Genomic DNA, 20,840 nt, shown 5'->3' with positions numbered 1-20,840 from the left:
TCGTGGGCAAGATCACGACTAGGCGCGCGGCCAGGGGTAATGAGCGCCCCTGGCCAGATCTTTTCCTTGCTCATCGGCGGTCGCCGTAGAAGCGTTCTCGATGCAATCAATCGGTCTACCGGCCTGCCTTGCGACCTGGGCGGGCGGAGGGGGAAGTTCTGTTTTGCCTGATTCTTCCAGAATAAAGCGGACATTGTCCATTGCTTTAGGTACGGTGCTGCTGACGACCGGCGGCACAGCCATAGCCGTTGTCCCACCGATGGAGACCATTCCGTCGGCGCCTGGCAAGACGGTTTCCAAGGCCCCACAGCCGAGTGCCGCGGACATCGCCAGGGCGGATCTCGCGTGGGCGGCCAAGCACAGTAAGGGCGGTATCCCCTGGGCCCTCGCGAAGGCGAAGAGGGCGGGGAAGAGGGTTCTCGTCCCCAACGAGACCACAGCCACCACTCTCACCCATGCCAACCCGGACGGGTCGCTCACCTCAGATGTGAACTCGGGCCCGATGCGGATGCAGCGCGGCGGTAAATGGGTGAACGTCGACGCCACGCTCACCACGAACGCGGACGGTCAGGTGGTCTCCCGGGCCCACCCAGCTGGTCTTAGGCTCGCACCCGGCGGCGGCACGCCCGCCCCGTCGCTGAAAGCGGCCAGGGCTGCGGCCGGCCAGGATCTGGTGACCCTGGGCAGCGGCGAGGAGCAGGTCACGCTGCAGTGGAAGGGCGGCCTGCCGAAACCACAACTTGAAGGCACCCGAGCGACATACCGGAACGCCGTGCCTGGGGCAGACGTGGTGGTGCAGGCGACCCGGACCGGGTTCGAGCAGTTTGTGAACATCAACCAGCGGCCCGCCGCCGGCGGCTACAGCTACACGCTGCCGCTGAGGACCGAGGGCCTGAAAGCCGAGCCCCAGAAAGACGGGTCAGTGACCTTCACCGACCCGAAGACCGGGGCGAAGCGGGCGGTGATGCCCGCGCCGGTGATGTGGGACGCCACGGTCGACAAGGTCTCCGGGAAGCACACCAACCGGCACCGGGTGGACATGAAGGTCGTGGACCAGGGTGGCGGTGCGTTCGACCTCGTCATCACGCCGGACGCTGGATTCCTGGCCGACCCGGACACGAAGTACCCGGTGACCGTCGACCCCTCGACGTCGAACCTGTCGAACGCCTTCGACACCTATGTCCAGCAGGGCGAGACCGTCGACCTGTCCACGGACGTCGAGCTGGACTTCGGGAACCCCGGCACCACTAACCCCGACGGGACGCTACGGAGCGCCAGGTCGTTCATCACCTGGAACACCGCACCGTTCAAGGACGCCCTGATCACGAACGCGGACCTCAGCCTGTGGAACTTCCACTCCGGCAACACCGACTGCACCCCGCAGCAGTGGACCGTCTGGGACACCACCGCTTCCTCCACCGCCTCGCGGTGGACGAATCAGCCGACATGGCAGCAGCAGTACCACTCCTCCACCCAGACCAAGGGGAATCCTTCCTGCACCACCGCCCCGGACGGGTGGATCAGCGCAGACGTCACCACCCTCGTGCAGAGCTGGTCTTCCGCCCTGGACGGCAGGGGCTACATGGGCCTGCGCGCGCTCACGGACGACGTCAAAGCGTGGAAACGCGTCAACTCCGCGAACGCCACGGCGAACCCGCCGAAGTTGACCGTCACCTGGAACTACCGGCCCGGTGACGGAACCGCGCAGCAGGCCGGCGCCCCGTTCAAGTCTTACGCGGGTGTCTGGGCGGTGAACACCACCACGCCGACACTGCGGGACAAGTTCACCGACGCCGACGGTGACACGGTCAATGGCACCTTCCAGGTTTACGACGCGGCCACGAACACGCCCATCACCACCCCTGCCGGCGACGGCGTGATCGTCTCCGGCTTCGTCACCCCCGGCTCCTGGGCCTCCGTGAAGGTACCCGCCGGGCAGCTGGTCAATGGCAAGACGTACAAGTTCCGCACCAACGCCTACGACGGCACCCACTACAACCTCAACTGGTCCCCCTGGCGCGAATTCGTCGTCGACACCACCGCCCCCGGAGAACCGAAGACCATCACATCAGCGACCTACCCGGAGAACTGGGGCGGCGGCGGAGCAGGCGTCTCCGGCACCTTCAACGTCAACACCGGCGTCTCCGACGCCCGTGAGGTGCAGTACCGGCTCGACCCGTACGAGGACGACGCGCCCGACGCCAACTGGACAGGCGTCGCCGCGACGGCCCCAGTGGCACGCGCCGTGGAGAACACCGCGTCCTACGCCCTCGCACCGGCCGCCGACGGCAACCACCTAGTACAGACCCGTAGCGTCGACCGCGCCGACAACGTCGGCCCGATCCGAGACTACGGCTTCACCGCAGGAAACCGGAACTACAACCGCCCGCCCAAGCTCGACATCACTCTTCCGCAACCGGACACGACCTCCCCCATTCCGGTCCAGACGGATGAGCCACAGCGGCATCCGCTGTACAAGCAGGGCTCGCAGTCCCGCGTCGTCCGCAACGGCACCAGCACGGTGACGATCACGCCGAGGGCCGAGCAGTCCGCCCTGGCGGCCTCCATGGCCGCCAAGGCTGTGCGGGCACCCACCCGCCCGGACCCCATTGTGAACAAACCCTGGTGCCAGCCGAGTCTGTTCGGCGAAGCCCAGAAGTCACTCTTCACTCGTACCGAAGCATGCCTGTTCATGGACCTGCGCTACGAGGCCCGGAGCAAGACCCTTCCCGGTGTCCCCGACATCGTGTACACGGCCGACTTCGAGACCCACTTCCAGGTCAAGACCGACCCGCACACCAGTGAGATCAAGACCTGGCTCCAGTTGGTCCCGATCCGCAACACCTTCCCCGCTGTGGATAAAGCGGTGATCTTCGGCTCCGACGCGCCGGGCGCATACATCGACATCATGTGCAACAGCGACGGCTGCAACAACGGGGCCGGAGGCAAACCCATCGACTTCCACGGCTCGCTGAACTGGAACGGGGGCATGAACGGCAACCAGCCCAATGACACCCACATCAGCACCGGCACGTCCAACCACACTTGGAATGGCAAGGTCAACGACGCCACCCTCGGGCGAGACACCCATGTGTCCAAGAACCTGCCGATGTACTTGATCACCCAGCCCATGCCCGGCGTGGATCCGCCGCCTGCTCCGGACGGTAGGAAGCGCGAGTGGGGAAACCACGTCCCCGCGATAGCACCCGAGCTCACGGTCCGCTGCGACAAGGTCGCGTCCTACGGCGCACCGGGCTGCATATTGTCGCAGTACATCCCGACGTTCAAGTTCAACACAGCCAAATATCCGGCCGCGGCGGCGCACGCCTGGGTGGTGCAGAACCGGTCCGCGTCGAAGGGACTGGGCGTCATCCTCACGAAGCCGCTGCTCTACCATCCTCCCCCCGCCCGGGCGGCCAGCGGCTGGGACACCGACACATCCCGTGACGTGATGTGCGCCAAGTACGGGGGCAAGCGTGTCGGCGGGTACGTACCGAAAAAGACCTTCGTCAAACACCCGTGGACGTTCCTGCACCCTGAGCTGACCAGCAACGGCAAGGACGAGGTGAACTGTGACGAGTTCCCGTTCGCTGCCACCTACCAGTCGGCCGGTCTGCCCTCCTCCCACGGTGGCTTGATGCCCGCAGGAAGAGACGGCGGCGGTGAGTGCCTTCAGACGGTCGCGGCCAAAGTCGACAACGGCAGCGAGCACCTTCTGGACGACACCCGGTACGACCCGCCGACCTGGAACGAGAAATGCGGCAGGTCGTCCATGTCGGGCGAAGTCAACCAGGGCTCAATGCGCCGGTTCGGCAGCGATTTCTCGTCGAAGTTCCGGCTGATCGACAAGGACGCGTATCTGCTCGACCCGGGCAACGCCTGGTTCAGGACGTGCAATACCACCACGGCTGACCTCGTCTGTGTGATGACCAAGCCCTGACCGACCGGGACACGGGCCCTTTCTCCCTCCTGCCCGAAGGAGGGAGAAAGGGCCCTCGGCTTCCGTGCCCGCTATCGGTGGTGGGAGTGGACCAGTTCCCACGGGGCATAGGACAGGCGCGGACGATCTGGGAGGAGCCAGACCAAGCAGCCCAGGCTGATCGCTGGCCTGTCCTGTTTGCCGTCGGGCAGAGAGCCGGTGCCCGAGATCAGAACCCCGGCGACCGCCTCAAGGTAGTCGGCGACAGACGGGTAGGATGGCGCCTCGAGTTCATAGCCCGTCAAGGTGGAAAACCGGCCCAGCGAGCCGCGGGCCGGACCGTATGAGGTGTCGACATACAGTCCCGCCGTCGGCCGGGGCCACTCAGTGGTGACACACGGCACGCTGTACGCCGGATGCCGGTGCCGCTCCGGCTTCCAGTTCCCCTCATCACCGACGCCCTGAAGGCCGACGCGGGCTTCAGCAGCGATCACGGGCGGCAGGAACATGCCGTGCGGCAGGACCAGCCCCGGCCACAGCTCCCCCTCCTCATCGCCAGGAATCTCCTCCTCGGGCTCCGCAGGCCCCCCGCACAGCCGCCACAGCGCCCGCAACTCCTCCGGAAACGTCGGTGGTTCACCGCCCTCCGGGAACCAGGCCCATGTAGCCAGCGTGGCCTCGGCCTCGCGTATTCCGGCGTCGGTGGCAGGTGGCAACAGCTGCGCATACGAGCGGGGAGCGCGCTCGGCAAGCCACTCAACTATTCGGCTCCAGGCGGCTTCGACCCGTGCGACTCCGCCGTCGGCTTCCGCGCGCCGACTGTTCTCATGATCCGACATGTGCGGCAGCCTACTGGGCTTCCGGGGCCCTGTTGTGGCCGCCCTCGGCACGCGGAGAACAGTCAAGTGAGCTGACAAAGCTGTGAGTTGGGGCCGGCTGACCCCGCCGATCCGGTGGCGGACTATGGTTGTTGCCTGGTCCGGGACGGCCCCGAACCGGCCGGGCAGAGGGGGTTACCGTGGGAACAGGCGGCGGCACCAGGAGGACGAGCGGGGCGGACTCGGCGGCCGTCGGCGCCGTGAACGGTTCGGTCGGGTGGTGAACGTCCGTGCCGGGATCGTCGTGCTGTGGGCGGTTGCTTGCCTCGGTGGGCTCGCCGCCACCGCCGCTGTCACCTCGTCAGGGGCCGGAGAACCATCCGGCACTGAGGAGTCCGGGCGGCGCGAGCCGATCACCGCCACGGTGCCGGCGGTGGACTGCGAGCGGATCGCTGAAGAGATCCGGCGGGCGAATGCCAGGGCCGGTGGTCCGACCCCCAGGCCCGGCCTGATGGTCGCCCGGGATTGGGCCGTGCCCGAGCAGTGCGTGGACGAGCTCCACGCACAAGGGCCGGGGTAGGCATACACCGCACCCGATCCGGGACGGGCCGACCGGCACGCCGACTCGGCCTGTGATGGGGCGGCCTGGAGGCTGCCGACTGTGGCCCGGCCAGCCAGCTCACCCCCGCCCGTGCAGGAGTCGTTCTCCGTGACGGGCGCCAGCCAAAGTGCCTGCCGAGTGTCGTCCCCGCCCGCGCGGGGTCGGCTCGGACTCCCAGCCGTGGCGAAGAACGTGTGCTCCGCCCCGACCGCGTCCGCCATCAGCTCCTGAGCCCGCTCCAGAACACGGTGGCTGCTCTTGCGGTCATCCAACCCCCGAGGACGCGAGCACGTCCGCGGCGTACACCGCCTCGCCCAGCACCTCCAGAACCCGCGGATCCGTGCCCCGGCCCTGCCGATGCCCCGGAGGGGTGAACGGCACCTGCCCAGTCGCATGGTACGCGGCCAGCGCCTTCAGCACCGGCGCCTGCGAATGATCCATATCCATCCCCACTTCCTCCCGACAGGATTCGTCCACCAGCACCCGTCGGTCGACAACGGGCGCGTCTACCTGCGCGAGATGGTCTTCGGCGACCCCACTGAACCCCACCACCACGAGGCCCTCACCATCACCGGGCAGACCGAGCAGGCCGTGGCCGCCGTGCTGCGCCGGGACGCACGGGTCGGCGAGGCGGACGCAGCGACAACGGCGCGCGTGGTGTCCGCCGTGATGTTCCTCGCGATGGCGGCCAGCGTGAACGTCGCCGCGAGCGCCGACGAGATCCTGCGCGACATCCGGGCGCAGATCGCAGTCCTGCTGACACGTTGACGTCGGCCGGGCAACCGACACCTCACGGACATGCGGCCCGGAGCCGACTCGCGCACGGTGGGGTCGGTGCGCCAGGCGCCGGCGGCCTTCCCCCAACGCCTCCGCCGACCGGGGACGCCTCGTCGCCCAGTGCCATCGTTGTGCACCCGCACCGTGTCCTTGGTTAGCCTTCTACGGTCAAGGCTGCGTGCGCGGCGGCGAGGATCTCTTCAGAGAGCGGGGAGCCGTTGGTGGCCCGGGACAGGACCAGCGCTCCGAACAGGGTGCAGAGGCGGACGATGCCGTCCTGGTCATCGGTGGCCAGGAAGCCGGCGAAGTCGGACACTCCCTCGGTGTAGACGCGACGGGCCTCACGCTCCCCGCCCTCGCGCGCGATGTCAGAGGCGAGCCCGGCGACCGGGCAGCCGCCAGCTGGGCCGTCACGGTGCTCGACGGAGAGGTAGGCGTCGATCAGCAACTGCTGGGCGGCTTCGCGCCGCCCCTCATACCGCTCAAGTCCCTCGGTGTAGCGCCGGGCGAGTTCGGCGAAGGCGTGGGCGGTGGCCTCGTCGACGAGTGCCTCCTTGGAGGCGAACTGCTTGTAGAACGCGCCGTGGGTCAGACCGGCCGCCTTCATCAGGTCGGCGACGCTGACCTGCGTGCCCTGCTCCCGGAACAGCCGGGATGCGGTGTCCACCACCCGCCTGCGATTTTCCTGCGCCTGCGCCTGCGATACGCGGCCCATGGCTACCTCCCGTTTGGATGTCGACTGGCATCTATCGTAACTCCATGTTTAGATTGAATACGTAATCTAATTTGTGTGGGTCGCCGTCGGCGCCCGCCAGGACAGGAGCAGGCATGGAACTCAAGAACGCGGTCGCGGTCGTTACCGGTGCCAATCGTGGGCTCGGGCGGCATCTCGCAGCCCAGCTCGTCGAACGCGGCGCGAAGGTGTACGGCGCTGCCCGGCGTCCCGAGACGGTCGACCTGCCGGGCGTCACCGCGCTGCGGCTGGACGTGACGGACGAGGCGTCGATACGGGAGGCCGCCCGCATCGCCTCCGACGCGACGTTGCTGATCAACAACGCGGGCATCTCCACCGGCGCGACGCTGGTCGGAGGCGACCTGGACGAGGTACGTCGCGAGATGGAGACCAACTTCTTCGGCCCGCTCGCCGCCACACGGGCCTTCGCCCCCGTCATCGAGGGAAACGGCGGCGGCGCCGTACTCAACGTCCTGTCCGCCCTGTCCTGGTTCCACCCGGCCGGCCTCGACTCCTACGCGGCTTCCAAGGCTGCCGCCTGGGCGCTGAGCGACGCGACGCGTGAGGAGCTGGCACCGCGCGGGATCACCGTATCGGCGCTGCACGTCGGCTACATGGACACCGACATGGCCGCCGGCGTGCCCGCCGACCAGAAGACCGCCGCCGACGTCGCGGCCCAGGCCCTGCACGGCATCGAGACCGGCCTGCCCGAGATCCTCGCCGACGAGACCAGCCGGTACGTCAAGCAGAGCCTCTCCGCGGCACCCCAGCCGAGCGCGGGCTGACGCTCGCCCCTCCCCCTCGGCGCGACCGCCTTCCCACCTCTCAGACAGGAACGTCTCATGCGTTACGCGACCTTCGGACAACGGACCGGGCTGCGCGTGTCCGAGTACGCGCTCGGCACCGCGAACTTCGGCACCGGCTGGGGCGCAGGCGCCGAGCCGGACGAGGCACTAGGGCGAGGAAGGTGCCGCCGGCCTCGGCGAACCGGTCGAAGATCCGGGACAGCGCGGACGGCTACCAGTTCGGCGAGTCGGAGGAACTGACCGGAAAGCTGATCTCGGCCGACCGCGACCACTTCGTCCTGGCCACGAAGTTCACCCTCGGCGCCGCTCCGCAGCCGGACATCTCCAAGACCGGCAACAGCCGCAAGAACATGGTCGCTTCGGTGGAAGCCAGCCTGAAGCGCCTGGGCACCGATTACATCGACCTGCTGTGGGTGCACTTCCCCGACGAGCTCACGCCGATGGAGGAGATCCTGCGCGGGCTCGACGACCTGGTGAGCGCCGGCAAGATCCACCACGCCGCACTGTCGAACTTCCCCGCCTGGCGCGTCTCGCGCGCGGTAACCCTCGCATACCTGAGGAACCAGGCGCCGATCGTGGGAATCCAGCACGAGTACAGCCTCGTCGAACGCACCGCCGACCGTGAGCTGCTGCCCATGGCCGAGAGCCTCGGGCTCGGCGCCGCCCTGTGGTCCCCGCTCGGCGGCGGGCTGCTCACCGGCAAGTACCGCAGCTCCGCCGAGGGGCGCCTGAGCGACCTGGGCATGGTCATCCACACCGAGAGCACCGGCCAGAAGACCGCCGTCGTCGACACCGTCCTGGCCATCGCCCAGGAGACGGGCCTGGCACCTGCCCAGGTGGCGGTGGCCTGGGTGCGTGAGCGCGCCGCCCGCTCGACGGCCACGTTCGTGCCGATCATCGGCCCGCGCAACCTCTCCCAGCTCGACATCTACCTCGGCGCCCTCGACATTCAGCTGACCGACGAGCAGTACACCCGCCTCACCGAGGTCAGCGCGGTGCCGCTCGGCGCACCCCACGAGGGGATCGCCGCTTCCCTGGACCGCCTGCAGGGAGGCGCCGCCGACCGCGTCACTGCCCCGGTCGTGCCGGCGGCCTGATGGTGAACGCGGCTCAGGACACAATGCGCCCGCGCCGCAGCCGGTAAACGACACAAACTGGTTCGAGAAGTACGGCGGCCATCCGGGATGCCCCGCCGCCGAGGTACCCGATCCCTCAGAACACTTTGCTAGGAGTGCCCCGTGAAAGCTTTCGTCGTCGAGAAGTACGGCTCCCCCTTGCGGGAGGTCGAGATGCCCGTACCGGTCCCCGCCCCCCCCATGAGGTGCTTGTGCGCATGGTCGCGTCGGGCGTCAACCACGCCGACGAGCGGGTCCGCTCCGGCGAGTTCAAGGCGATCTTCCCGTTCCGGCTGCCCAAGGTCATGGGCGGTGAGCTCTCCGGCGAGGTCGTCGAGGTTGGCTCCGCGGTACGCGACGTCGCCGTGGGCGACCACGTGTACGGCTATGTCGACTTGGCGGCCACCGGCACCTTGTCCGAGTTCGTCGCGGTCGACGCCGCCACGATGACACCCGCGCCCCGGTCGGTGAGCCTGGTCGAGGCCGCGGGGCTCCCCGTCGTCGCGCTCACGGCCTGGCAGGCCCTCGTCGAGATGGGCAAGGTGAAGAAGGGCCAGACCGTCCTCATCCACGGCGGGACCGGTGGCGTGGGATCGGTCGCGATCCAGCTCGCCAAGCACCTGGGCTGCACCGTCGCCACCACCGTCTCGACGGCGAACATCGCAGCCGCCCGAGAGCTCGGTGCCGACATCGTCATCGACTACCGCCACGACGACCTCGCGCAGAGCCTCGCCGGCACGCCCGTCGACCTCGTCCTCGACACCCAGGGCGGCGCCACGCTGCAGGCTTCCCTCGGTGTGCTGCGCCGCGGCGGCCACGTCATCGGCATCACCGGCCCGCCCGACCCGGCCTTCGCACGGCGCGTCGGCGTCAACCCGATCGTCCGGCTCGCCATCCGGGCCCTGAGTGCCCGCACCCGCCGCCGGGCACGCGCACTCGGGGTCACCTACCGCTTCCTGTTCATCACCCCCGACAGCGCCGCACTGCGCCAGGTCGCCGGGCTGGTCGACGACGGGGTGCTGCGGCCGGTCATCGACCGGGTGCTCCCCTTCGACCAGACCCCGCGGGCCCTGGACGAGGCGCTCGGCGGCGGCACACGCGGCAAGGTCCTGGTCACCACCGACCCGAAGGCGGTGACCAACCATGGCTGAGTCCAACGCCCTTCCCCGGCCGGCCACGTGGGTCACGGCGCCCAACCGCCGCATCGTCGTAGGTTCGGACACGCTCGTCTACCGCGACCTCGGCCCCGAGAACGGCGTCCCGCTGGTCCTGCTCACTCACCTGGGCGCCACACTCGACGAGTGGGATCCCCGATTCGTCGACGCGCTCGCCCGCGACCGCCGCATCGTCACGCTCGACCTCCCTGGGGTCGGCGGATCCACCGGTCGTACCCCGGGCACCATCGCCGCGATGGCGCGTGCGGCAGAGGGGTTCGTGGCCGCTCTCGGCCTGACCCAGATGGACCTGCTCGGATTCTCGCTCGGCGGCTTCGTCGCCCAGCAGGTGGCCCTCGACGCGCCGGGACTCGTACGCCGCCTCGTCCTGGCCGGAACCGGCCCCGCCGGGGGCACCGGCATCGACCGTCCGACAGGCGGAGCCTACGTCTACTGGGACATGGCCCGTGCCGCGATCGCCCGCACCGATGCCAAGGAGTTCCTGTTCTTTCCCCGCACCGCAGCGGGCAAGGCGGCAGCCAATGCCTACCTCGCGCGTCATGGACCGTGACACCCCCATCACACTGTCGTCCTTCCACCGCCAGATCACCACCATCCGGGGCTGGGGCCAGGCTGAGCCGCAGGACCTCTCCCGCATCAGTGCCCCGACGCTCATCGCCAACGGCGACCACGACCGCATGGTCCCCAGCGAGCTGTCCCACGACATGCACGCCCGCATTCCCGGCAGCACGCTGATCATCTACCCAGGGGCCGGGCACGGCGGCGTCTTCCAACACGGCGACGAGTTCGTCGACGCCGTGCGAACCCACCTCGACACCGACAGCTGACAAGCTGAGAGTCACGCTCGTCCCCCACCACACACCAGGACCCGGCCATGAGCACATCGTCCAGCTCCCCCACCCCACCCCGATCTCGTACAAGAACGCGCCGACCCGCTCCGTGTCCGTGCAGGGCGTCCACTTCGCCTACCGGCAGCTCGGCCCGGACAACGGCGTACCGCTGATCCTCCTCAACCACCTGTCCGCGGTCCTGGACAACTGGGATCCACGGGTCGTCGACGGACTGGCCGCCCAATGCCGCGTGATCACCTACGACCAACCGCGGCGTCGGCTTCATCCGTGCCCTCGGGTTCGACCGGGTCGACCTGCTCGGCCTGTCGATGGGCGGCTTCATCGCCCAGGTCATCGCGGCAGAGGAACCCGACCTCGTACGGAAACTCATCCTCGCGGGCACCGGCCCCGCCGGCGGACCCGGCATCGACAAGGTCACGTCCGTCACCATCCAGGACATGCTGAAGGCGACGTGCGGCTGAAGGAGCGCACAGACGACCGCGACAAGGCGATCTCGGTGCCGTCGTTCCATGCCCAGCTGAAGGCCATCAAACGCTGGGGCCGCACGGCACCGCAGGACCTGTCGCGCATCCAGCAGCCGGTCCTGGTGGCCAACGGCGAGAGCGACCGGATGGTCCCGAGCGTCAACACCATCGACCTGGCGGCCCGGCTGCCCCGAGGCGAACTCGCCCCTCTCTACCCCGACGCCGGACACGGCGGCATCTTTCAGCACCACGACAGATTCGTCCCGCGGGCCCTCGCATTCCTGGAACCGTAGCCATCAGTCAGTCAGTCAGTCAGACAGACAGGCCCAAGGCCCCTGCCTGGACTGAGCGCGACCGGCACCAGGAAACCCGTCCTCGCGCATCGCCACCATGAAGAGCGACCTCACCTTCGGTCAGCTGCGTTCGCCCCTGAACTACTGGGCAGAGCACGAACATTCGACGGCGTGGCCAAGACGTCGCGAAGCCGCTCGATCTCCATCCTTCGGGTGGCGATCTGTGACAGAGCCCGCTCCCTGAAGTCAGCGAGCCCATTGATCTGCGTCACGCGCGGCGAGGCGTTCCTTCAGTCTGGATACCTGTTCCTTGAGGGCCGGCAGCACTCGATGCGGTTCCTCTGCTGGTGGCTGGTATTCATGAAGCTGGGTGGCGCCGCGCGCTGCTTCGTCAGCGGATCGGGGGCAGTGCCTTGTCGGGGTGGGCGGTGTGGACGTAGCGGACAGCGGTTCCGGGATGGATGCCGAACAGGTGCACCAGGTGTACTGGGTCGGCGGTCTGCCGGGCCTCGTCCAGTACGCGGTCGCTCCACATCTGGCGCGGGGTGATTCCGGTGCGGTCGAACGCGCGGCGCAGTGCACAGTAGCTGACGGGCGGAAGGGCAGGGTGGTGCGCCGAGTGCGTCGTCACCAGCAGGTACGGGTTGGGGGATGCGGGCCACTGGTCGTGCCGTCGCAGGAGCCAGTCGTCCACAGGCAGCGGGTCAGCGAGTCGAGGTAGACCGTGTGCGGCTGGCCGCGCAGGTGGACTTTGAGGGTCCCGCGAGCAAGGTTGAGGGCGGTCAGGGGTAATTGAGCGACGTCGGTGACCTTGATGGCGTGGACGGCGACCAAGCCGACGGCCAGGCGCCCCATTGCACTGTCGACCAGGTCCAGCAGGCCGCGCAGCCGGTCGCTGGGCAGTGGTTCGGGGAGCCGTACGGGGGTGGTGAGGGAGAGCCCTGCGAGCGGGTTGGTGAAGACGGTGCGTTCCTGCCTGAGGGCGCGGAAGACGCTGAGCAGAACGTGGTGGACGCCGCGGGCCTGGTGTCCCTGACGGTCACCGAGGGCGGAGGTCACGTGCGCGGTGGTGATCTCCCGCAGGTCCAGTCCCTCCTTGCTCCAGAGACTCAGGACGGGGAGAACGACGTGCAGGTCGCGTCGGATGCGTGTGTAGTCGGCGGGCGGGTGGCGGCGACGGCCCTCTCCGCGGCGGACAGCGACCCAGGTCCGCACCTGATCAGCCATGGAGTCGGAAAGCTGGCGGAGCTTGGCCTCGACGGCCTGGCAGTGCCAGGCGTCTGTGCGGGCGGTGTCCAGGCGGGCCAGTGACGGGCTGGTGGGCGTGGTGCGGTCGTGGTCGGGGGTGAGCAGGCCGCGCTCGTGCAGGAAGAACACGATCCGGTGCAGGGAAACGTTCGGCTCCAGCACCGCGAGCGCGCGCACGTCCCGCTCGGAGACGGGATCCTCCACGCCGGTGTAGGCCAGGAGGCGGCGCAGCAACCGGATGGAGTGGGCGTGGTTCGCCTGCCCGCCGGCTGTTGCGGGAAGGCAGAGGGCGAACTGTTCCAGCAGTGCCCTTGCTTCGGTGCTGAGCGGGGGCAGCAGGTGGTCTGGCACAGAGTGAACGGCCGGCCAGTCACGCGGAACTGAAAGCAGAGCGGTCTGCCCCGGGACAGCCGGATCACAGGCAGCCAGTGGGACGGCGGTGTCGTGCTCCTGGGAAGGCACTGCGCGCGGCTGTTTCCCTTCGCCCACCACCCGGTGGGCCAGCACCCCGGCAAAAGTGAGCTGAGTGAACTCATCGGATGGCTGGTCCACGTTCCGCACGAACGTCAGACACCCCCGGCACAGGCCCGTCCTCGCCTGCAGGGGAAGACCGTCGCGTACGCAGCGGGTGCAGCGACCCGCAGGAAGGTTCTTCCGGTAGTGCCAGTTTTCCGTTGTGCGCCCAAACCGATCTCTCCTGCATCGGCATGCCCGCTGAAGGGGTATCGCCGAGATACGGGTCAAAGGGGCAATGAGTTAATCTTGAAGCCCATGATGGGCGGGCTCACTCTGCGACGTCGGCGTCCTCGGCGAGGATGCGGTAGACCGTGGCGACCGAAGGGCGCTGCCCCTTGTTCTTGCCCGAGGTGATGATGAGCTTGCGGGCGATCTCGGGTACGGGCACGCCGTTGGCCCGCAGGCTGCGGGCATAGTCGGCCATGTCGTCGTCGACGACCTTGGGGCGCCCGCCGTGACGGCCGCGCTCGCGGGCGGACGCCTGGCCCTCCAGGGACTTCTCCCGGATGTACTCGCGCTCGGACTCGGCCATGCCGGCGAAGAAACGCGAAGAGGGCGGCGCCGTGCCCGGACGGGTCGTAGACCCCTTGGAGGGGGCCGGTGAGGAGTTCGAGCTGGATGTCGTGGTGGCGCAACTCCTCGGCGATGGCCAGGAGCTCGGCTGCACCGCGGCCCAGGCGCTTCATCTCGTGCACCGTGAAGATCACCCGTTGGTGGGGGACGGCCTTCTTGATGGTGCGGGCGAAGTCCATCGCCTTGACGAACTCGGGCCGGACCTTGACGCGGGTGCTGATCTTCTCGGAGAAGACCGGGTCGCACCCGGCTTCCTGGAGGGCGTCGAGCTGGCTCTGGAGCTCTTGCTGGGCGGTACTGCAACGGGCATAGCCCACCCTCGTGGGCTTCGTCGTGGCCTCGTGCACGGCGGCGTCGACGGCCGGGCCCATCTCCCACGCGCGGCCGGGACCGCGGTCGGCGGGGGTGCGGACTTCGAGCTCGGCACGGAGCTGGGGGACGAGCATGAAGCGGGGGGTGTGGTACTTCGGGGCGACTTTGCCGCCGCGGGTGCGGCAGGTGCTTCCGGCGGGCACCTCACATGTGGGGCAGTCGAACTGTTCGACGGCGGCGGCCGGTTCGGCGAGCTCTGGCATGTCGCAGAACCTATCGCGAGGGGCTTTGTGCGAAAGCTGTTCTGCGAGAGGTTATGAGAACGAAGATCAAGGGCAAACCGGACACGGTTCGGCGGGAGTCCGTGATCTCTCAGAACTACTCATTTCTGCGAGCACGAAGTGCGACAATCGCCACCCACGTCTACCCGTCGGGGAATTGGCTTGCGAGGCTGCTCATCTCACTGTGGCCTTCCGCCCACCCCAGCGGTGTCGTTTCCTGGCTTGGGGAGGGTAATGGCTACCAACAGGGCCGAGCAGGCTGGACTCTCCGATCGTGAGAGGCAACTGCTCGACATTGCCGAAGCCTCTTCGAAACAGGCATACGTCACCGGCAGTGAGGTCGCTTGGTCCCAGGCCATCCGGGCGGCGGAGCTCATGCTGTTGGTCCCAGAATTCGACCAAGCGAACCGGGAGGTCCTGCGCCGTGCGGTGACGCGCGTGGTTTTTGGGCGCTATCGAGGCTGTGGACAGCAGCCTGTGCATCTGTCCGCTGCGATCGACGCGCTGAGGAAAGTGGTTGAGTCGAGTCGTGTCTGGGTGGATGTCTCCCATCATGCGTTCGTCCTCGCCACACTACTCAACGCCCGCTACGACCTCGCGCCGCAGGAGGACGGCGGCGATGATCCAGATGAACTGGACGAGGCAATCGCACTTCCGCTGTCGGAGGGGACGCAAGTTGCTCGGACGCTTCACGCCCGCCTTCTGCGTATCCGGTTCGAGCGGACAGGCAGCATGCTTGATCTCGACCAAGCCGTCCTCACCTTGCGAGCGGCCCGTGAGGCGCCACCCGAGGACCCGGAGCGGCGGGAGGCGGACCGGTTGTGGTTCTCCTCCCTGCTCGCCGACGCACTGCGGGCACGCGCGGATTTCACCGGTTCCATCGAGGACATCAACGAAGCCGTATACCTGTTCGATGCAGTGGCGCGGGCCGAACGAGAGGGCCAGCACGCCAGCGACCAGGCTGCTTTGGGAATCGCGTTGCTTGCCCGTGCCCAGTCGGATGGTGCACGGGATGCGGACGCGGAACGCGCTGTGCGGGAGTTGCGCGCGGCGATCGGCATGGGAGAGGAATCCCTCAGCCACCCTTGGTGGCTGTCGAACTGTGCGGACGCGCTGCGGACCTGGTGCCTTGCCCTTCCGCCCGGTGACCCCACCAAGGCGGACCGCCTTCGCGAGGCCATCGCCCTGCACGACAGGGTCCTCGACATGGTCGGCGAGGCAGCCCGGGAGCGCCCGATGTATCTGGCGGCGCGGGCCGGCACGCTCAGCGAACTGGCCCGTGGCACCGGTGAGCCAGGGCCGCGGAGTGCGGCAATTGAGGCGTGGCGTCGTGCCTGCGACGCGGCGCCGTCCGGTGACCCCGCGCGCCCTGGCTATCTTGGGAGTCTGTCCCTGGAGTTGTGGCGCAGGAACGATCCAGTTCTGGGTGATGCCGAGGCCGCCATCGAGAACTGGAAGGCCGTCGTCGACGACGTGGCGGCACCGGCTGGCTGGCGGGTGCTCGCCGCGCGTTACTGCGCGGACGCCCTGACCGCTGCTGGCAACGAGATCGGTGCGCTCGGCTCGATGACCAAAGCGGTCGAGCTACTGCCGCTGGTGGCGACTCCATCCCTCCAGCGCGGCGAGCAGGAGGAACTACTCACGCCGTGGCAGCGGGTACCGCAGGATGCCATGGGGTTGGCGCTGTCTCTGGGGTGTGAGCGACAAGCCGTCGAGTTGCTCGACGCGGGCCGAGGCGTGCTGTGGTCGCACCATTACGGCGTTGAGGCGGCGCTCGCCGACCTGGGCAGGGTGGACCGGGACCAAGCCGACCACCTCACTGCCCTGCGCACTGACATGTCCCGGGCGGTGCGCGGCCACTCCGGCCTGCGGCGGGCGGGCGCGGTCCGCCGATGGGCGGAGGCGACCGAGCGGGTGCGCGCTGAGGTACCTGGCTTCTCACGTTTCTTGCTGCCTGCGGAGTATGACGAGTTGCGCGCCGCCGCAAGTGACGGGCCGGTCGTCGTCATGGCGGCAGGCGCAGTCGGCGGTGTCGCCTTGGTGGTCACGGCGGACCGCCCGCAGCCGCAGAAGATCGAGTTGCCCAAGCTGACAACGGAGGCAGTCGACCGGCACACCGAGCGCCTGGTTGAGGCATGGGACGAAATCGCCCGGGACCCCTCAGGCCCAGTCGGCGCGATGGGCATAGCTGCTCTTGCCGACTGCCTGGATGACACGCTGCCGTGGCTGTGGGCATCGGCAGCGAAGCCGGTGCTCGACAAGCTTTCACTCCCGGCCTGCGCGGACGGTGTGCTGCCGAGGCTGTGGTGGTCTCCGGTCGGTCGCTTGGCCTTGCTGCCGTTGCACGCGGCCGGGATACCGGTCGTAGGGGAGTCGGTACTCGACCGTGTCGTGCCCTCCTACACGCCGAATCTCATCAGCCTGCTGCGCCTGCAGCGCCGCCGTGCTGCTTGGCGGGACACCGGCCCCGAGCCGATGCTGCTACCGGTTGCCGTGCCCGGGAATCCTCCACTGGTCCAAGCCGTTACCGAGGCCCGCGCGGTGGCGGAGCATCTGGGCCAGCACGCGGCGCCGGTGCTGCTCGGGAAGGAGGCGACAGCGGATGCCGTACTGCGGCAGCTCGCCGCGTACGACTGGGTCCACTTCGCCTGCCACGGAGTTCGCCCTGTGGGTTATCCGTCTTCCGGAGACGCCGGAGGGCTGGGACTGCATGACCGGATGCTGCGGGTACTGGAGCTGGCCGGCGCGCGGGAGCGGCGGGGCGGGCTGGCCTTTCTGTCGGTGTGCTGGGGCGCTGGGGGTAGCAGCAAGCTGCCGGGTGAGGCCATCCATCCGGCAGCCGCGCTCCAAGTGGCAGGGTACGAGCACGTCATCTCGGCGATGTGGACGCTCCAGGACGGTTCCGCGGTCAACGCGGTCAAGGCGTTCTACAACACCCTTGTCCCGGAGGGCGCCAACGGGCTTTCGGCCCAGGGCGCGGCTCGCGCCCTGCACAGCACCGTACGGGCGCTGCGGCGAAGTCACCCGGGCTCGCCCCACATCTGGGCGCCCTACGTGCACTTCGGACTGTGAACTCCCCGCACCATCACGGCGTGGATCCGCCCGGAGGCGGCGGACCGCCCGGCCAGGCAAGTGGGACCGTCGGGTGCTCGTAGCGCATCTGCCGGGCTCGTCCGACGGGCTGCCGCAGAAGTGTGCTCAGCGTCCGGTTCTGTGCGTACTCGGCATCCCGGTCGGCGGGCAACGGCAGGTGCAACGCGATGAGCAGGTCGAAGCGATGCAGGTCGAACGCGGCAGCGACGCACTCGCCATAGGCGACAGCGGCCTGGACAGCGGCGGAGTAGGCCAGCCATGCCACCAGCACAGGAGCCAGACAGAGCAACCGCCACCATTCGGATTGCCACAGCAGGACCAGCGCTGCTGGCGTCACCAGCAGACTGGTGGCGCTCAGCCGGGCCGAGGCGTCCAGCCACATCCTCCGGTCAGCGACGGCGGCCCGTACCGGCTCGGCCAGCAGTGGTTCGAGTCGCGGCCAGACGACTACTGCGTCCAGTCCATACTGCCGACCGGCCCGTCGCTCCGCCGCGGCCAAAGCATTGCCGAACGCCGTCGGACGCAACAGATAGTCCTGGTCCGGATAGCGGCTACGCTGCCAGGCCAGTCGCACCCAAGCCTCCTGACGTTCCGGCCGGCCAGCGGGAGCCGTCACATTAACCAACCCTCGGCGCCGCTTCTGGAACGCGATCCCCACCCGGGCCACCGGACGCACGGCCCAGCGGGCGAACCACCGTGGTCGGGTCGGCCAGTAGCCTTCCAGCAGACGTAGCAGCGGCAGTTGCAGCGGCATGGAGATTGTCCCAGCGAGGGCAGTCGCCAATACGAGGAGCACGACTTCTCCGATGCCCAGCTTCGCCGCTGTCTCCCACGCCCTGGAGAAGCGGACCGCATCCGGCGCGCCTGCCCAGATCAGCACCAGCAGAAACAGGCTAACGGCGGCCGTCGGAACCGTGGCCACCACGAAGAAACGCGGCCCGTAGGCTCTGTCGAGTGGCTTGGCCAGCGCATCCAGTTTCACGCGGTTCCCCCGCTGTCAGTTCGATTCCAGTTCCAAAGGACCATGCGCCGGATCCACCGCACACAGTGGCGGGTTCTCATCGTCGAACTCGAACAGATACTGCACATAGCGGCACCCAGAATCCCGGCAGCGGGCGGTCAACTGCTCCGGATACGTCGAGTAGCCGGGAAGGCCGAGCATGCCCGCTCCCGGATCGCTGCGCAGCCCTTCCGCGCCCTCGGCACGCTCGCGAGGGACGGTGCCCACCAGGGTGTGGCCAGCCTTGAGCCGCACTGCGGCAAGCCCAGGCTCGGCGGCGAAACGCTCACGCAGCACGCCCAAGAGTTCCTTGCGCGGCGGTCCGTCGGACACATCCACCGTCGGAAGGGCCACATCCTCGCCAGCGCCAGCATCCAGGAACATCTCATACTTCTTCCGCAAGTCGTCCGCGCCCACCGCACCCCCACATGTCAGGCAGTCTCGCCCGTGACCCTAATGATGCCCGGCTCAGGCGGCCCGGCTGAAGCCCCCGGCCGTCAGGTCCTGCTCACGCAGCGGCGTGAAGCCGACGTGGAGTACTCGCCGAACTGGTTGATGTTCCCGGTCAGGTAGGGCGAGATGTGGGCCAGGTCCCCGGGGCCGATCTCTCAACCCCCTTCCAGTAGCTGACGGACGATCTCGGAGCTGCCCAGAGCGTTTCATCACCTTCTCCTGCTCGACTGGGTCGTTGTCGGCGATGACGCCGCGGTTGCCGAAGCCGATCCACTGCGAGAAGCCGTTGAATGCTTCGGTCTTGATCGTCGCTGCCGTCACCCGCCGGCGAAGCGCTGGATCGGAGAGGTAGCGCAGCAGCTGGACGGTGCGGATCACGCGGCCGACCTCGCGGAACGCGGCGTAGGTGGCGTTCTTCTTTGAGCCCGAGCGCAGCCGCTTGAGTAGCGTGGACGAGGAGATCGCCCCCTCCCGTACGGAGAGGGCGACCTTCATCAGGTGCCGGAACTGGGACTCGATCAGGTCCCAGTCGATGACGTTCTTCCCGGCCTCACCGAACAGGGCGTCGATGTGCACGTACTCGGTGGTCTTGCTGGGCCGGTAGAAGGTCAGGCCCTTCCAGTTCCTGATCCTGGGCATGAGATCGAAGCCCAGTAGGTGCGCGAGCGCGAACACCGGCTGGGACTGGCCCTGGGTGTCCGCGTGCACGGTGGTGGGCTTGACCTCGGAGGAGTTCTTGAGCAGGCCCTCGATGATGTAGACGGCCTCCCACACGCCGCACGGGATGAAGTGCGTGAACAGCGCTACGTACGTGTCGGAGATGTGGTGGTAGGCGATGCCGCCCGGCTTGCCGTACCGCACGGAGGTCTCGGCGAGCAGGTTGTCGAGGTAGGTGTCCATGTGGGTGCCGTCGGCGGCGACCGTGGTGCCGTCGCCCCACGCCTGGGAGATGTCCAGGCGGGCGTGCGCGTTGACCAGGTCGGCGATCGCCTCGTTCAGCAGCACGATGGAGAAGTGCCGGTTCGCCACGTAGGCCAGCTCGTGCCCGCTCACGCCGGGGATGTGCCGGGCGGCTTCGTACGGGCCCATGTTGGTGCCCTTGACGAAGGTCGTGATGACGTAGCGGCCGAAGGGATCGTCCAGCTGCCGGCGAAAGGAGACCGCGTCGAATCCGTCGGTCTCGCCCTCCTCGCACAGGCCGACCTCGACCAGGTAGGTGCCCAGCTTCTCCTGCACGACCTCCCAGTCCAGCAGCTGCTTGGACCAGTCCGCGTACTCCTCCGAGCCGACCACCGCGACGTCGCCGGTGCGCAGTTCCTCGGCGAGCGCGGTGAAGACCATCGCCTCGAAGTGCTTGCGCACGAACTGCCCTGTGCGGGTCTTGTCGAGTACGGCCTTGCGCCAGTTCTGCGTGGCGAAGGAGATGTCCACCTTCTTGCCCTCCTCGTCGAAGGCGGTGATGTACTCGCCGCGGGCGCCCTGGTGCCGCATCGCGTGCGCGAGCGCGTCCGAGACCCGCCGGTCCTCGGAGGTCTCGGTGAACTCCAGCTTCTCGGCCAGGTCGAACATCACCGCGCGGTCCCGGCCGATCTGCCCGTACAGCAGCACCTCCCAGAAGTTGCCGTGATGGGCGGAGACCTTCTCGATTTGCTCGTACTGCTGGTCGAACCCGCCGAGCTCCTCCACCGCCTTCGTCACGGCGCCGAGCGCGCCGGCCTGTACCAGCAGGGCCTTGGCCATCGCCAGGACCGCCGGGGAGACCTTGCCGCCCAGGCGCTGGGCGACCTCGTCCACCGGCGCCTCGTCGTCCAA

17 protein-coding genes and 3 pseudogenes are annotated in these 20,840 nt (G+C 68.3%); 10 read left to right on the top strand and 10 right to left on the bottom strand.

Annotated elements, in window-relative coordinates; genetic code table 11:
* Positions 1–163: 163 nt before the first annotated feature.
* Positions 164–3,940 carry a DNRLRE domain-containing protein gene (locus OID54_RS03095; RefSeq protein WP_329013534.1) on the top strand — a complete coding sequence of 1,259 codons (3,777 nt, stop codon included), beginning with the start codon at positions 164–166 and terminating at the stop codon, positions 3,938–3,940.
* Between the two features lie 71 nt (positions 3,941–4,011).
* Here the strand turns inward: OID54_RS03095 and OID54_RS03090 are convergent, their stop codons facing one another.
* Positions 4,012–4,758 (bottom strand): hypothetical protein, encoded by a 747-nt coding sequence (locus OID54_RS03090; RefSeq protein ID WP_329013531.1) that lies wholly within the window; start codon positions 4,756–4,758, stop codon positions 4,012–4,014.
* 259 nt (positions 4,759–5,017) lie between these two features.
* On the opposite strand from OID54_RS03090, the gene OID54_RS03085 reads away from it, so the two are divergent.
* On the top strand, positions 5,018–5,317 hold the full coding sequence (locus OID54_RS03085) for a hypothetical protein (RefSeq protein WP_329028031.1): 300 nt from the start codon (positions 5,018–5,020) through the stop codon (positions 5,315–5,317).
* A gap of 191 nt (positions 5,318–5,508) precedes the next feature.
* Here the strand turns inward: OID54_RS03085 and OID54_RS03080 are convergent.
* Positions 5,509–5,779 (bottom strand): annotated as a pseudogene (locus tag OID54_RS03080) (ornithine decarboxylase); the annotation flags it as partial.
* Here OID54_RS03080 and OID54_RS03075 point away from each other — a divergent pair.
* Positions 5,771–6,106, top strand: a complete 336-nt coding sequence (locus OID54_RS03075) for a hypothetical protein (protein ID WP_329013529.1) — start codon at positions 5,771–5,773, stop codon at positions 6,104–6,106. The pseudogene OID54_RS03080 and the gene OID54_RS03075 overlap by 9 nt on opposite strands.
* A gap of 163 nt (positions 6,107–6,269) precedes the next feature.
* On the opposite strand, the gene OID54_RS03070 is transcribed toward OID54_RS03075, so the two are convergent.
* Complete coding sequence (locus OID54_RS03070) at positions 6,270–6,830, bottom strand: TetR/AcrR family transcriptional regulator (protein WP_329013526.1); 561 nt, start codon at positions 6,828–6,830, stop codon at positions 6,270–6,272.
* 113 nt (positions 6,831–6,943) lie between these two features.
* Between OID54_RS03070 and OID54_RS03065 the strand changes: the two genes are divergently transcribed.
* The 6 genes and pseudogenes from OID54_RS03065 (at position 6,944) to OID54_RS03035 (ending at position 11,552) form a co-directional block, all read left to right on the top strand.
* Complete coding sequence (locus OID54_RS03065; RefSeq protein ID WP_329013523.1) at positions 6,944–7,633, top strand: SDR family oxidoreductase; 690 nt, start codon at positions 6,944–6,946, stop codon at positions 7,631–7,633.
* Between the two features lie 182 nt (positions 7,634–7,815).
* Entirely contained in the window at positions 7,816–8,751 is a 936-nt protein-coding gene (locus OID54_RS03060) for an aldo/keto reductase (protein ID WP_329013520.1), read from the top strand.
* Between the two features lie 236 nt (positions 8,752–8,987).
* Positions 8,988–9,920, top strand: a complete 933-nt coding sequence (locus OID54_RS03055; protein ID WP_329013517.1) for an NADP-dependent oxidoreductase — start codon at positions 8,988–8,990, stop codon at positions 9,918–9,920.
* A pseudogene (locus OID54_RS39115) lies at positions 9,913–10,699 on the top strand (alpha/beta fold hydrolase); the annotation flags it as partial. The gene OID54_RS03055 and the pseudogene OID54_RS39115, both read left to right, overlap by 8 nt.
* A gap of 404 nt (positions 10,700–11,103) precedes the next feature.
* Positions 11,104–11,256: an alpha/beta fold hydrolase gene (locus tag OID54_RS03040; RefSeq protein WP_329013514.1), complete on the top strand. Its 153-nt coding sequence runs from the start codon at positions 11,104–11,106 to the stop codon at positions 11,254–11,256.
* On the top strand, positions 11,247–11,552 hold the full coding sequence (locus tag OID54_RS03035; protein WP_329013510.1) for an alpha/beta fold hydrolase: 306 nt from the start codon (positions 11,247–11,249) through the stop codon (positions 11,550–11,552). Before OID54_RS03040 ends, OID54_RS03035 begins: the two co-directional genes overlap by 10 nt.
* Positions 11,553–11,943: 391 nt before the next feature.
* Here OID54_RS03035 and OID54_RS03030 read toward each other — a convergent pair whose 3' ends face one another.
* From OID54_RS03030 to OID54_RS39110, 4 genes and pseudogenes are all read right to left on the bottom strand, one after another.
* On the bottom strand, positions 11,944–12,183 hold the full coding sequence (locus OID54_RS03030; protein ID WP_329013508.1) for a hypothetical protein: 240 nt from the start codon (positions 12,181–12,183) through the stop codon (positions 11,944–11,946).
* Positions 12,180–13,151, bottom strand: a complete 972-nt coding sequence (locus OID54_RS03025; protein ID WP_329013504.1) for a hypothetical protein — start codon at positions 13,149–13,151, stop codon at positions 12,180–12,182. The genes OID54_RS03030 and OID54_RS03025 overlap by 4 nt, the downstream gene beginning before the upstream one ends.
* 433 nt (positions 13,152–13,584) lie before the next feature.
* Positions 13,585–13,848 (bottom strand): hypothetical protein, encoded by a 264-nt coding sequence (locus OID54_RS03020; protein ID WP_329028029.1) that lies wholly within the window; start codon positions 13,846–13,848, stop codon positions 13,585–13,587.
* Between the two features lie 115 nt (positions 13,849–13,963).
* A pseudogene (locus OID54_RS39110) lies at positions 13,964–14,464 on the bottom strand (recombinase family protein); the annotation flags it as partial.
* A 252-nt stretch (positions 14,465–14,716) separates the two neighbouring features.
* On the opposite strand from OID54_RS39110, the gene OID54_RS03010 reads away from it, so the two are divergent.
* Entirely contained in the window at positions 14,717–17,554 is a 2,838-nt protein-coding gene (locus OID54_RS03010) for a CHAT domain-containing protein (protein WP_329013499.1), read from the top strand.
* 13 nt (positions 17,555–17,567) lie between these two features.
* Here the strand turns inward: OID54_RS03010 and OID54_RS03005 are convergent, their stop codons facing one another.
* The 3 genes from OID54_RS03005 to OID54_RS02995 are packed head-to-tail and all read right to left on the bottom strand — an operon-like array spanning position 17,568 to position 20,840.
* Positions 17,568–18,557 (bottom strand): hypothetical protein, encoded by a 990-nt coding sequence (locus OID54_RS03005; protein ID WP_329013496.1) that lies wholly within the window; start codon positions 18,555–18,557, stop codon positions 17,568–17,570.
* A gap of 15 nt (positions 18,558–18,572) precedes the next feature.
* A complete protein-coding gene (locus OID54_RS03000) occupies positions 18,573–18,992 on the bottom strand; it encodes a hypothetical protein (RefSeq protein ID WP_329013493.1) in 420 nt (139 codons plus the stop codon).
* A 51-nt stretch (positions 18,993–19,043) separates the two neighbouring features.
* Entirely contained in the window at positions 19,044–20,840 is a 1,797-nt protein-coding gene (locus OID54_RS02995) for a transposase (protein WP_329013490.1), read from the bottom strand.

This window comes from Streptomyces sp. NBC_00690, assembly GCF_036226685.1.
Lineage (GTDB): Bacteria > Actinomycetota > Actinomycetes > Streptomycetales > Streptomycetaceae > Streptomyces.
Note: the sequence above shows the minus strand (reverse complement) of the source record. Positions and strands in the feature narration are given on the sequence as shown.